Origin of the sequence: Nonomuraea sp. LP-02 (genome assembly GCF_036289125.1) — a bacterium.
GTDB classification, from domain to species: domain Bacteria; phylum Actinomycetota; class Actinomycetes; order Streptosporangiales; family Streptosporangiaceae; genus Nonomuraea; species Nonomuraea bangladeshensis.
In genome coordinates this window covers 1017945-1030383 of record NZ_JAXCLK010000001.1, presented here as the reverse complement: position 1 = coordinate 1030383, position 12439 = coordinate 1017945, and the positions used below count along the sequence as shown (strand labels likewise).

The following is a 12439-nucleotide window of genomic DNA, read 5'->3' as shown; positions in this document are numbered from 1 at the left end:
CCGACCGTCCCGGACGGCCCATCCGAGCGGATATTGGCTATCGTGTGGAACGCTCACACAGATGTCCGCGGAAGGAGCGGGATGCCGCAGATCCGCCCGCTCCGGCCGAGCGACCCCGAACGGGTGGCCGGTTGGCGGCTCGTCGGCGTGCTCGGCTCCGGCGGCCAGGGAACGGTCTACAAGGCGGTCGGCGACGACGGGCGCGAGGTCGCCGTCAAGCTGCTGCACAGCCATCTGAGCGGCGACGACGGCATCACCCGCGGCTTCCTGCGCGAGGTCGAGGCGGCGCGGCGGGTGGCGGCGTTCTGCACGGCCGCGGTGCTCGACGTGGGGACGGCGGACGAGCGCCCGTACATCGTGAGCGAGTACGTCGCGGGCGACACGCTGCAGCAGGTCGTCCGGTCGGAGGGGCCGCGCACGGGCGGGGCGCTGGACCGGCTGGCGATCTCCACGCTGACCGCGCTGGCCGCCATCCACCAGGCCGGGATCGTGCACCGCGACTTCAAGCCGGGCAACGTGCTCATCGGGCCCGAGGGGCCCATCGTCATCGACTTCGGCATCGCCAAGGCGCTGGACGCGACGACGATGGCGTCCGGGGTGGTGGGGACGCCGACGTACATGTCGCCCGAGCAGTTCGAGGGGCAGCGGGTCGGGCCGGCGTCGGACATGTTCAGCTGGGCCGGGACCATGGTGTTCGCGGCCACCGGGCGGCCCGCCTACGCCGGGGCCACGGTCCCGGCGATCCTCAACGCCGTGCTCAGCGGCTCGCCGGACCTGGACGGGGTGCCGGAACGGCTGGCGGAGGTGCTGCGCCCGTGCTTCGCCAGGGACCCGGCCTTACGGCCGTCGCCCACGGAGCTGATGAAGCGCCTGATGACCCACCGCGGCCCCGCCGTCCCCTTCCCCCTGCCCGGCCCCTCCCCCGACCACCCCGCCACCCCAACCCCCACCGACCCGGGCGTGCCGCCGTCAGGCCACGCCGCGATGCCGGGCACGGCTGGGCCGAGCGGAGTGCCCTTGAGCCACGCGGCCATGCCGGCCGCCCCCGGACCAGGCATGCAATCGTCGGGCCCCGCCGCCATACCGGATGCCGCTTGGCCGAGCGGGGTAGCGTCGGGCCACGCGGGCGGACCGGCCGCCGCCGGACCGGACATGCAATCGTCGGGCCCCGCCGCCATGCCGGATGCTGCCTGGATGCCCTCGGGCCACGCCGGCAGGCCGGGCGCCGTCGGACCGGGCGCGCCACCGCCGGGCCACGCCGCCATGCCGGGCGTAGCCGGGCCCGGTGGGGTGCCGTCGGGGCAGGCCGCTGCTGTGCCGGGTGGTGGGGGCGGTGTGCCCGCGTCGAATTCCGCCGGGCCCTGGCCGGGGGCCGGCGGGCCTGTGGCTGGGCCGGGCAGGGATGGTGGCCGCCCGAACGCCGAGGGGCACGGGAGCCCCGGAGGGCGTCGGGAGCAGGGCACCGTCGAGGGGCGGGGCTCTGGTGGGCGAGGCCGTGGGTTCCAGGGGCGGCCGTACCACGGTGGGGTGCCGGACCCGGAGACGTCGCCGGGAGGCGCGCGGAAGGGGGTCAGCCGGCGGGCCGTACTGAGCGCCGGGGCGGCGGCGCTGGCGACGGCGGCGGTGTCGGCGTTCGTCGCGCTCAGGCCGGACGGCGGCGCGGCACGCCACGACGGGACGCTGAACCAGCCGCCCGTCCCCGACGCCGGCACCACCGGAACGCCCTCCACCATCGGTTCCCCCGCCCCCACGTCCACCCAGCCGTCCATCCAGACGCCGACCCAGACACCCGCCACGCCGGTCGCGGCGGAGCCGTTCGGGACGCTGATCGGGGACCCGGCGGCGCTGCCCGCGGGCACGGGCGCCCCGTCGGCGGCGATGGGGGCGCGCGGCCCGTTCGTGGCGCTCGGCGGAAGCAACGGCTCCGTCGTCGCCTGGGACGTCACCACCGGCCAGGCCCGCAGGCTCGGCGACGGCGGCGCGGCGACGACGGCCCTCGCGTACGGCAACAGCCGCGGCGAGCCGGTGATCGCCTCCGGTCACGCCGACGGCCGCATGCGCCTGTGGAGGCCGTCCGGCGAGAGCCTGGCCTCGCACAAGGCCCCCGACCCGATCATCGCGGTGACCGTCACGGCCATGGGCCGGGTGGTCGCGGTGTCGCAGAAGTACGACAGCCTGCGTGACCTGCGCGGCATCGTCCGTCTGTGGGACGTCACGACCGGGAAGCAGATCGGCCCCACGAGCACCGAGCACTTCCAGGGCGTGAACGGCCTGGCCTTCGGCCTCCTGGGCGACGCCGACGTGCTGGTGACGGGCGACGGCGCGAACCGGGTCCGGGTGCGTCCCCTGTCCACGGGCGTGGTGTCGGGCACGTTCAAGACCGGCGAGATCGGCGGCATCGAGCGCCTGGCGTGCGGCAAGCTGAAGGGCGTCCAGGTGCTGGTCTCCACGCATCTGGACGGCACCTTGCGCGTGTACGACCTGAAGTCGGGCAAGCGCAGGAAGAAGTGGGACTTCAGCGATCGCAGCCCCGACGACCGGGGCACCGCCGCGCTGGTGACCGGCACCCTGGGCGGCGCGCCGGTCGCGGTCGTGGCGCACACGCCGTCGGGCGGGGACGCGTTCGTGCGCGTCTGGAGCCTCGCCGACGGGGAGATCGTCGGCGAGTTCGGCTCCGGCGAAGGCGGCGGCATCCGCGCGCTGGCACTCGCCGAGCAGGCGGTGACCCGCCCGGTCGTCGCCACCCTCGGCGCCGACCGCCGGCTCCGCCTCTGGAGCCTCGGCACCGGCTGAGTCCGCCGGCGCAGCCCCACTCTCGGCACCCCCGCTGAGCCGATCAGCGCGGCCTCGCTCCTGGGTCAGCGGTGGGAGGGGCGGCGGCCGGAGAAGCCGGCGGAGCGACGGCGGGAGCGGGAGGAGCGGGGTGCGGGGACGGGGTGGGCCTGGTGCTTGCGGCGGCGGCGGTTGAGTAACCAGCCGAGAGCGAGGAGCGCCGCGCCGACGGGGGTCGCGGCCAGGCGGCGCGCCAGGAGGACCTTGAGGAACCGTTTCATGGGCCTTCCTCTGCCCGGATCGTCGCCGGCCGCACCAGGCACCTGCGCCCGCGCCGGTTTGCGCCCGCATTGTGAGGTGTGATGTCGTACGTGCCGTGCCGACCATCGTGGACCTGACCAGCGGAGCCGTCGAACGCGAGCGCCGGGACGACGAGCCCGGCCACTACGACGGGACGATCCTCGGCCTGCGGCTGATGACCGAGCGCACGCCGCCCGGCCTGGACCCGTACGACCCGCGGGCGCTGCTGTTCGTGGCCGCCGGCCGGCTCGGTGGCGTCCGCGCGCCCGGCCTGGCCAAGGCGGTGTTCCTGGCCAAGTCGCCGTTGACCGGGGTGGCCGGGGAGGCGCACGCGCTCGGCCCGTTCGCGGCCGGGATGCGGGCGGCCGGGGTGCGGGCGCTGGCGGTGACCGGGCGGGCGGCGCGGCTGTCGTACCTGCTGGTGGAGAACGGCGAGGTCAGCGTGCGCGACGCGGAGGAGCTGCGCGGCCTCGGCACGGCCGCCACCACCGACGCGCTCAGGGCCAGGCACGGCCGCGACGCCTCCGTGGCGGCGATCGGCCCGGCCGGGGAGAACCTGGTCAGGTACGCGAGCGTCGTCACCGACCTCGCCCACCCGGCCGCCCGGTACGGGATCGGCGCGGTGTTCGGCGCCAAGAACCTCAAGGCCCTGGTGTGCGCGGGCGACGCCGAGGCGCCGGTCGCCGATCCCGGGGCGCTGGCGGACGTCGCCGCCTTCTACCGGGAGGCGCTGCCCGGCAACCGGCTCGCGGCCTGGCAGCACGGCGAGCCGGGGTTCGCGGGGTGGACGGGCGAGCCGCCCGCGCCCGGCTACGTCGCCGTGCGCAACTTCTCCGTCACGGCCGCGGCCGGTCTGCGCGCCCCTCAGGAGGGCGGCTACGCGGGCCGCGCGGGAACGTTGCGCGGCGCCTGCCCGGGCTGCCCCAACGACTGCCTCAAGGTGTACGCCCCGCCGTCCGCGCCGGAGCGCCGCTCGGGCGGGCTCGGGCAGGAGGCGTTCCCGTCGCTCGGCTGGAACCTCGGCATCGACGACCTCGACACCGTGCTGGCCGCGAACGCCCTCTGCAACGACCTCGGCCTCGACCCGGTCAGCCTGGGCGGCACGCTGGCCTTCGCCATGGAGTGCGCCGGGCGCGGCCTGCTGCCCGGCGGGCCCGCGTTCGGCGCCGCGGCGGCCCTGCCCGGCCTGGTCGCGGACGTGGCGCACCGGACGGGCGAGCTGGGCGACCTGCTGGCCGGGGGCGCCGCCCGCGCGGCCGCCGCGCTGGGCCCGGAGGCCGCCCGGTACGCGATGACGGTCAAGGGCGCCGAGCTGCCCTGTTTCGACCCGCGCGTCCAGCCGGGGCTCGGCCTCGGCTACGCGCTCGCTCCCGGCGGCCCCCGTTACGACGCCCTGGAGCACGACCTGGACTTCGATCCGGTGGAGGGGCTCACGTACTGCTTCCCCGAGGCGGCGCGGATCGGGGCGGAGCCGGCGCCGGCCGGCCGCCTGGACGCGGAGCGGGGCACGCGCACCGCCCGCCTGCTGCGGCTGTGGAGCGCCCTGGACGCGCTCAACGTGTGTCTGTTCGCCTCCTCCCCCACCCGCCCGCTGACGCTGGACCGGCTGACCGGGCTGGCCGCCGCCGTGCTGGGCCGCGAGTTCCCGGTCGCGGAGCTGCTGGCGGCCGGGCAGGAGCGGCTGGACGCGATGCGCGCCTACGCCGCCAGGGAGGGCCTGGCGGGCCGGGAGGAGCTGCCCGCGCGGCTGCACGAGGAGCCGGTCGCCGAGGGGCCGTACCAGGGGGCGGTGCTGGAGCGGGAGGCGTTCGCCGAGGCGCGGGCGGCGTTCCACGCCGAGCTCCGCTGGTAGAGCCCCGTCGGCCGGCTCGCCGGGCGCGGTGAGTTGCCCGCGCGGGCGGTGTCTCATGAGGCATGAGCAAACTCCTCTACTCCGCGACGATGTCCCTGGACGGCTTCATCGCCGGGCCGGGCGGCGACATGTCCTGGCTGGCCCCGTACCTCGGGCCCGATCCCTTCGTCGAGGACCTCGCCGGGCGGATCGGCTCGCTCCTCGTGGGCCGGCGCACGTTCGGCGGCGACGACCCGCACCGGGGCACGGAAGGCGAGGGCCAGGCGTTCGGCGGCGGCTGGAGCGGCCCGCAGGTCGTGCTGACCCACCACGCCCCCGCCGAGCCGGTGCCGGGCGTGGTGTTCGCCGGCGACCTCGCCACCGCCGTCGCCACCGCGAAGGAGGCGGCGGGCGGCAAGTACGTCAACGTGCTCGGCGCGGACGTGGCCCGGCAGTGCCTGGAGGCGGGGGTCCTGGACGAGATCCTGGTGTTCGTCGCGCCCGTCCTGCTCGGCGACGGCGTCCGCCTCTTCGACCGCCCGGGCGGCGTGCCCGTCGGCCTCGAACGGCTCAGCGTCACGCAGGCCCCGCAGGCCACGCACCTGTGGTGGCGGGTCCCGCCGCCGGGTGATCCCGTTCCGCGCGGGTAGGGACGGTCCATCCGCCCCGGAAGGAGGAGTCGATGCGGAGCGACGGCGAGCGCGCCCTGGGAGGCCTGCTGGCGGCCAGCCATCTGGCCACCATGGAGGACCTGCCGGCCCTGGTCGCCGAGCACGCCGCGACGATGGGCTTCTCCGGCGCCCTGATCTACGTCGCTGACCTGCAGCAGCAGACCCTGGTGCCGCTGCCGGGGCAGCACGACGCGGCCGGCCGCCCGCTGGAGCGGCTCGGCGTCGACACCACGCTGCCGGGCCGGGCGTTCCGCACGGTGTCGCACGTGTACACGACGCCGGGCCCGGGCGGCGGCCCGCGCCGGCTGTGGGTGCCGCTGCTGGACGGCACCGAGCGCATCGGGGTGCTCGGGACGGACGTGCCGGACGAGGACCCGGAGCTGACCGAGTGGCGGGCCGCGCAGCTCGGCGCGCTGATCGCGGTGCTGATCGTCAGCAAACGCCCCCACAGCGACTCCCACGCCCGGCTGGTACGGTCCCGGCCGATGACGCTGTCGGCGGAGGTCATGTGGAGCCTGCTGCCGCCGGGCACGTTGGCGAGCGAGGGGGTGGTGGTCAGCGCCGCCATGGAGCCCGCGTACGAGGTGGGCGGCGACGCCTACGACTACGCGATCGACGGGGACGTCCTGCACACGTCACTGTTCGACGCGATGGGGCACGACACGGCGGCCGGGCTGACCGCCTCGGTCGCGATGGCCGCGTCCCGGCACAACCGGCGCCTGGGCGTGGGGCTGCCCGAGGTGAGCGAGGCGGTGGACGCCGCGATCAAGGAGCAGTTCAGAGGCCGGTACGCGACCGGCCTCCTGGCCTCGCTGCACCTGCGGACCGGCATGCTGCACTGGGTCAACCGCGGCCACCACCCGCCGCTGGTGATCCGCGGCGGCCGGCTGGTGGCGAGGCTGGAGACCGTCCCCATGCCCGATCCGCCGATGGGCTTCGGGCTGGGCGTGTCCAGGGGGCTGCTGCGCTACCAGCTCGAACCCGGCGACCGGCTGCTGTTCTACACCGACGGCGTCGTGGAGGCGCGCAGCCCGGACGGCGAGGTGTTCGGGCTGGAGCGCTTCGCCGACTTCGTGGTGCGGCACGAGGCCGACGGCGTGTCGGCGCCGGAGACGCTGCGCCGGCTCATCCAGGCCATCCTGCGGCACCAGGGCGACCGGCTGCAGGACGACGCCACGGTGATGACCGTCGAGTGGTACGGCGCGCGGCACCGCCTCCTCACCCTGTCGTGACCTGCGACGGCATTACCATCTCCAGCCTCTCAGCCGATCAGGACGGGAGGTTGTCCACAAAGGCGCCGGGTACGCCGGAAACCGGATGTTCCCGACCAACGCAAGGAGCCCGGCGCCATGCCTTTCAACCCATTGCAGGAGCGGGGTATCCCGCTGGACAAGCAGCTGCGGAACTGGCGCGAGCTGAACGTGACCCCCGTCGACCCCGACCACTGCGACCCCTACACGCTCTGCCGCATCATCACGATGAACGGCATCGAGATCGAGGCGATCCTGTTCAGCCACCAGCTCGCCCGGCACTGCCCGGACATCGAGCTGAAGCAGCAGCTGGCCCGCTCCCGCTACATCGAGGCCCAGCAGCAGAAGGCGGTCAACTGGCTGCTGCCCGGCGTGTCCTCGGTGCTGGAGACGACGATCTCCTACGAGCAGGTCGCCGTGGACCTGACCGCGTGGGTGGCCCGCATGGAGCCGGATCCGTACCTGCAGCAGGCCTACCAGTTCGGCGTGCTGGAGGACTTCGACCACCTTTACCGCTATGCCAACCTGTACGAGATGATCGAGCACCGCAAGGCGGAGAAGATCGTCGACAACCTGACCGAGGTCATGCCGGGACGGCCGACGTACCTGCATCACCGCAACCCCGTGGACAACGTGCGCGAGCCCTATGACCGCTCCAGCGCCGCGCCGATCTCCAAGCTGCACGCGCTGACGATCATGGCCGCCGAGCAGCAGACGATGAACTTCTACATGAACGTCGGCCCGACCTACATGGAGCCGATCGCCCGGCAGCTCTACCAGGAGATCGGGATGGTGGAGGAGGAGCACGTCACCCACTACGAGTCCCTGGTGGACCCGGGCGAGAGCTGGTGGGAGATGCTGCTCAACCACGAGTACAACGAGTGCTACCTCTACCACTCGTTCCTGCAGACCGAGTCCGACCCCAAGGTGAAGAACATCTGGGAGCTGCATCTCAACATGGAGCTGGAGCACCTGCGGCTGGCGGCCGAGCTGTTCAGGAAGTACGACGGCCGCGACCCCGAGCAGGTGTGCGCGCCGGAGCTGCCGCAGGCGGTGACGTTCGAGCCGAACAAGGCGTACCTGCGCGAACTGCTGGCCACCCAGATCGACTACACGACGCTCGGCACCGGCTACGTCCAGGAGGCCCACGAGCGGTTCGAGAAGATGCAGGAGGCGCTCATGGGCGGCGAGCAGCCGGCCTCCGAGCGGGTGATCGCGGAGAACCGCGCCAAGTCCGGGCGGGAGTACCGGCTGCAGACCGAGGGCGAGCACCCGGTCCACAGCCTGGCCATGAGCCGCCGCTGACCCTCCCGCGCTACCGCGCGAACAGCCCGGCGGGCACCGCCTCGGCCAGCGCCTGGTATCCGGCCGGGCTCAGGTGGAGGCCGTCGCCCCCGTCGAAGGCCGCCCGCAGCCGCCGCGGCTCCGCCGGGTCGCGGACCGCGCGATCGAAGTCGATCACCGCGTCGAACCGGCCGCCGGTGCGGATCCAGTCGTTGACCGCCTGACGGGCGGCCTCCCTGCAGCCGCCGGGGTCGTCGTAGTCGTGCCCGCCGAACGGCGTGAGCGTCGCCCCGTACACGGTGAGGCCGGCGGCGTGCGCGCGGGTCACGATCTGCTCGTAGCCCGCGACCAGGTCGGCGGCCGTCCGCTTCTGCGCGGCCGGGGAGGGATCGGCGACGCCGAGGTCGTTGACGCCCTCGAAGACGATCAGCCAGCGGGCGCCGCTGCGGGCCAGGACGTCGCGGTCCAGGCGGGCCAGCGCGCTCGGGCCGAGGCCGTCGGCGAGCACCCGGTTGCCGCCCGTCGCCTGGTTGGCGATGGCGGGCGCGGCCCCGCCGAGCAGATCGGCGAGGCGGTCCGGCCAGCGGTCGTTGCCGTTGGTGGTGGAGCCGCGGCCGTCGGTCAGCGAGTCGCCCAGCAGGACCAGCGCGTACGTCCCCGGATCGGCGTGCACCTCGGCGGCGCTCAGCAGGTACCAGTGGTCCACGGGCGTCGCCCCGGCGAGATCGACGGCCTCGCACTGGTCGCCGCGCGCGAGATGGGAGGTCGTACGCGACCCGGGATGCCCGGTGACCGCCACCGAGGGCAGGCCGTCCGCGAGGTAGGCGGTGACGGCGACGACCGAGCCGGGCGCGAGCGGCACGTCCACCGGGTCGGACACCGCCTGCGCGCCGGGCGGCACGACGACGCGGGTATGGCCGGAGAAGGTCAGCGGCCGGGAGGTGCCCGGCTCGATCGCGCTCACGCCCGCCCGGCCGCCGGCGGGACGGGCCACGGCGAGCCTGGTGACGGGCAGGGGCGCGGTCCCGAAGGCGTTCGACAGCCGCAGCCGCAGGCGGGGGCCGCCCGCCGAGACCCTGATGGTCTGCCGGAGCGTGGCGTCCGCCAGGACGGGGCCGCCTGGACTGCCGCCGCCCGCGTACGGCGGGGGCGGCAGGTCGCCGGGCTCGATCCGCTGGGGCGTCGCGGTCCAGGTGTCCACCCAGTGACCGCTCATGGAAATAAGCCCGTTGACATCCGCACAAAACGGACTTTAGGTTGTGCGAAACGTTTCGACAACCCCTCCCGTCGGGAGTCTGATGTCCTCGTTACGTGACGTGGCCGCGCGGGCCCAGGTCGCGGTCAGCACGGTCTCCGCCGCGCTCAACGGCACCCGGCCGGTGGCCGCGGCCACCAAGCGGCGCATCGAGCAGGCCGCCGCCGAGCTCGGCTACCGCCCGAACCTGCTGGCGCGCGGCCTGCAGAGCAAGCGGACCAGGATCCTCGCGCTGCTGTTCCCCACGCCGGGCGGCGGCTTCGGCCACACGGAGATGCTCTTCGCGACCGGCGCCGCCGAGGCCGCCAAGGAGCTGGGCTACCACCTGCTGCTGTCGCCGGAGAGCGCCGACCCGATCGACGAGTTGCGCCACCTCACCGGCCTCGGGCTGGTGGACGGCGTGCTGCTCATGGAGGTGCGGCTGGACGACGAGCGGACGGAGTTCCTGTCCGCGGCCGGGGTGCCGTTCGCGATGATCGGCCGCACCCGCGAGCCGGACGCGATCGACCACGCCGACATCGACTTCGCCGCCACCGCCCGCGACGCGGTCGCGCACGTGGCCGGGCTCGGCCACCGCGAGCTGGCCTTCTTCAACCTCTCCCCCGGCCGGTACGCCGAGGGCTACGGCCCGGCGGCCCGGATGGCAGCGGAGTTCGCCGCGGCCGCCCGCGAGGCGGGCATCGGCTACGTGGACGGCTTCCTGCCGGGCTCGGCCGAGGAGGGCAGGCAGGCGTTCGAGCGGCTGATGGCCGAGCGCCCCGGCGTGACGGCGCTGGCCGTGGCCGACGACCACGCGGCGGCCGGCGTGCTCGCGGGCGTGGCGGCGCGCGGCTGGCGCGTCCCGGAGGACCTGACGGTGGTGCTGGTGCTGTCGTCGGCGCGGGCGGCGGCGATGTTCCACCCCAGCCTGACGACGCTGGAGCCGCCGAGCGCCGAGCTCGGCCGGCTCGGCGCGCGCATGCTCATCGACCGGCTCCAGGGCGACGGTCCCCCGCGGCAGCGGCTGGTGCCGTGCCAGCTGGTGCCCGGCGGCAGCTCGGGTCCCCCGCGAGCCGGCGCATGAGCGGGCTGCGCGTGAGTGGGCTGGAGCGCCTCACGGCAGGCCGTGGCCTGCTGTTCGGCGGTGACTACAACCCCGAGCAGTGGCCGGAGGAGGTCTGGGCCGAGGACGTCGCGCTGATGCGCGACGCCGGGGTCAACCTGGTGACGGTCGGCGTGTTCAGCTGGGCGCGGCTGGAGCCGGAGCCGGGGGCGCGCGACTTCGGCTGGCTGGACCGGGTCATGGACCTGATGGCCGGCGCCGGGATCGCGGTGGACCTCGCCACCCCGACCGCCTCGCCGCCGCCGTGGCTGGGGCATCTCCAGCCGGAGACGCTGCCGGTGGACGCCTCGGGACACCGGCTCTGGTACGGCTCGCGCAACCAGTTCTGCCCGTCCTCGCCGGTCTACCGGGAGCGGGCGCTCGGCCTCGTGCGCGACCTCGCCGCCCGCTACGCGGGCCACCCCGCGCTCGCTCTCTGGCACGTGGGCAACGAGTACGGCCAGGTCTGCCACTGCGACGTCTCGGCGCAGGCGTTCCGCACCTGGCTGGAGCGGCGCTACGGCGGCCTGGACGCGCTCAACGCGGCGTGGGGCACCACGTTCTGGAGCCAGCGTTACTCCGGCTGGGCGGAGATCCTGCCGCCGCGCCGGGCCCCGTACCTGGTGAACCCGACGCAGAGCCTCGACTGGCAGCGGTTCTGCTCCGACGCGCTGCTCGACCACTTCCGCGCCGAGCGTGACGTGCTGCGCGAGCACACGCCGGACATCCCGGTCACCACCAACTTCATGGGGCTGTTCAAGCCGGTGGACGCCTGGAGGTGGGCCGCCGAGGAGGACGTCGTCTCCAACGACTGCTACCCCGACCCGGGCGACCCGCTCGCCCCGGCGCGCACCGCGTTGGTCCACGACCTCATGCGCGGCCTGGCGGGCGGCCGGCCGTGGCTGCTGATGGAGCAGGCGGCCGGCGCGGTCAACTGGCGGCCGCACAACCTGCCCAAGCCGCCGGGGCAGCTCCGGCTGGAGTCGCTGCAGGCGCTGGCCCGGGGCGCGGACGGCCTGTGCTACTTCCAGTGGCGCGCCTCCCGCTTCGGCGCCGAACGCTTCCACTCGGCGATGGTGCCGCACGCCGGCCCCAGCACCCGGCTGCACCGCGAGGTGCGCGCGCACGGGCGGGAGCTGCGGAGGCTCGGCGGGGTGGCGGGGCAGCCGGTGCCGGCGCGGGTGGCGCTGGTGTTCGGCTGGGAGAGCTGGTGGGCGCTGGAGGAGCCGGGCCGGCCGAGCGACCGGCTGCGGGCCGACGAGCAGCTGCTCGCCTACTACCTGCCGCTGTGGGAGCGGGGCGTCGGCGTGGACGTGGTGCCGCCGGGCGCCGAGCTGGGCGGGTACGCGCTGGTCGTCGTCCCGAACCTGTTCCTCGTCACCGACCGGGACGCGGACGCGCTGACCGCGTACGTACGGGGCGGCGGCACGCTGGTCGTCGGCCCGTTCTCCGGGGTGGTGGACCCGGACGGGCACGTACGCACCGGGCGGTTCCCCGCGCCGCTGCGCGCGGTGCTCGGCGCCTCCGGCGAGGAGTGGCTGCCCGCGGCGGGCGAGGTCGGCTGCCGCTGGCGCGACGGCGACGCGTTCACCGCGCACACCTGGACCGAGCTGATGGCCGCCGAAGGGGCCGAGGCCGTGGCCGGGTTCACCGGCGGCGACCTGGCCGGGCGGCCGGCGGTGCTGCGGCACCGCGCCGGCGACGGCGTCGCCTGGTACGTCGCCACCCTGCCGGAGCCCGCCGCCCTCGCCGAGGTGATGGCGCGGGCGCTGGCGGACGCGGGCGTGCGCGGCGAGGTCGCCGAGCTGCCGCCGGGCGTCGAGGCGGTACGCCGCGGCGAGGTGCTGTTCCTGCTGAACCACGGCGCCGCGACCGCCCGCGTGGACCCCGGCGGACGCTGCGAGGACCTGCTGACCGGAGCCGTCGCCGACGGCCCCGTTACCCTGCCGCCGCGCGCGGTCGCCGCGCTGCGCCGGCGCACGTGACTCGACCTCT

General features: G+C 75.2%; 9 protein-coding genes. 7 read left to right on the top strand and 2 right to left on the bottom strand.

Annotation, left to right across the window (positions count from 1 at the left end; all coding sequences use genetic code 11):
- The first annotated feature begins 81 nt into the window (after positions 1-81).
- Positions 82-2793, top strand: coding sequence for a protein kinase domain-containing protein (locus SMD20_RS04760; RefSeq protein ID WP_329575290.1), 2712 nt, complete (start codon positions 82-84; stop codon positions 2791-2793).
- 65 nt (positions 2794-2858) lie between these two features.
- Here SMD20_RS04760 and SMD20_RS04755 read toward each other — a convergent pair whose 3' ends face one another.
- Positions 2859-3053, bottom strand: a complete 195-nt coding sequence (locus tag SMD20_RS04755; protein ID WP_329575288.1) for a DUF6203 family protein — start codon at positions 3051-3053, stop codon at positions 2859-2861.
- 95 nt (positions 3054-3148) lie between these two features.
- Here SMD20_RS04755 and SMD20_RS04750 point away from each other — a divergent pair, with 95 nt between their 5' ends.
- The 4 genes from SMD20_RS04750 to SMD20_RS04735 all read left to right on the top strand — a co-directional run bounded on the left by SMD20_RS04750 (position 3149) and on the right by SMD20_RS04735 (position 8129).
- Positions 3149-4924, top strand: coding sequence for an aldehyde ferredoxin oxidoreductase C-terminal domain-containing protein (locus SMD20_RS04750; RefSeq protein WP_329575287.1), 1776 nt, complete (start codon positions 3149-3151; stop codon positions 4922-4924).
- A gap of 62 nt (positions 4925-4986) precedes the next feature.
- A complete protein-coding gene (locus SMD20_RS04745; protein WP_329575286.1) occupies positions 4987-5553 on the top strand; it encodes a dihydrofolate reductase family protein in 567 nt (188 codons plus the stop codon).
- A 32-nt stretch (positions 5554-5585) separates the two neighbouring features.
- Positions 5586-6806: a PP2C family protein-serine/threonine phosphatase gene (locus tag SMD20_RS04740; protein ID WP_329575284.1), complete on the top strand. Its 1221-nt coding sequence runs from the start codon at positions 5586-5588 to the stop codon at positions 6804-6806.
- A gap of 117 nt (positions 6807-6923) precedes the next feature.
- Positions 6924-8129: a ferritin-like domain-containing protein gene (locus SMD20_RS04735; RefSeq protein ID WP_329575282.1), complete on the top strand. Its 1206-nt coding sequence runs from the start codon at positions 6924-6926 to the stop codon at positions 8127-8129.
- A 10-nt stretch (positions 8130-8139) separates the two neighbouring features.
- Here SMD20_RS04735 and SMD20_RS04730 read toward each other — a convergent pair whose 3' ends face one another.
- Positions 8140-9324, bottom strand: a complete 1185-nt coding sequence (locus tag SMD20_RS04730) for an SGNH/GDSL hydrolase family protein (protein WP_329575279.1) — start codon at positions 9322-9324, stop codon at positions 8140-8142.
- An 82-nt stretch (positions 9325-9406) separates the two neighbouring features.
- On the opposite strand from SMD20_RS04730, the gene SMD20_RS04725 reads away from it, so the two are divergent.
- Both SMD20_RS04725 and SMD20_RS04720 read left to right on the top strand, forming a co-directional pair.
- A complete protein-coding gene (locus SMD20_RS04725) occupies positions 9407-10426 on the top strand; it encodes a LacI family DNA-binding transcriptional regulator (RefSeq protein WP_329575278.1) in 1020 nt (339 codons plus the stop codon).
- The gene (locus SMD20_RS04720) at positions 10423-12429 is read left to right on the top strand and encodes a beta-galactosidase (RefSeq protein WP_329575276.1); all 2007 of its coding nucleotides are present in this window, start codon (positions 10423-10425) and stop codon (positions 12427-12429) included. Before SMD20_RS04725 ends, SMD20_RS04720 begins: the two co-directional genes overlap by 4 nt.
- The last annotated feature ends 10 nt before the right edge of the window (positions 12430-12439 follow it).

Coding starts and splice junctions, on each gene's coding strand:
- SMD20_RS04740 (WP_329575284.1), top strand. CDS start 5,586: ATGCGGAGCGACGGCGAGCGCGCCCTGGGAGGCCTGCTGGCGGCCAGC.
- SMD20_RS04745 (WP_329575286.1), top strand. CDS start 4,987: ATGAGCAAACTCCTCTACTCCGCGACGATGTCCCTGGACGGCTTCATC.
- SMD20_RS04730 (WP_329575279.1), bottom strand. CDS start 9,324: ATGAGCGGTCACTGGGTGGACACCTGGACCGCGACGCCCCAGCGGATC.
- SMD20_RS04735 (WP_329575282.1), top strand. CDS start 6,924: ATGCCTTTCAACCCATTGCAGGAGCGGGGTATCCCGCTGGACAAGCAG.
- SMD20_RS04760 (WP_329575290.1), top strand. CDS start 82: ATGCCGCAGATCCGCCCGCTCCGGCCGAGCGACCCCGAACGGGTGGCC.
- SMD20_RS04720 (WP_329575276.1), top strand. CDS start 10,423: ATGAGCGGGCTGCGCGTGAGTGGGCTGGAGCGCCTCACGGCAGGCCGT.
- SMD20_RS04755 (WP_329575288.1), bottom strand. CDS start 3,053: ATGAAACGGTTCCTCAAGGTCCTCCTGGCGCGCCGCCTGGCCGCGACC.
- SMD20_RS04725 (WP_329575278.1), top strand. CDS start 9,407: ATGTCCTCGTTACGTGACGTGGCCGCGCGGGCCCAGGTCGCGGTCAGC.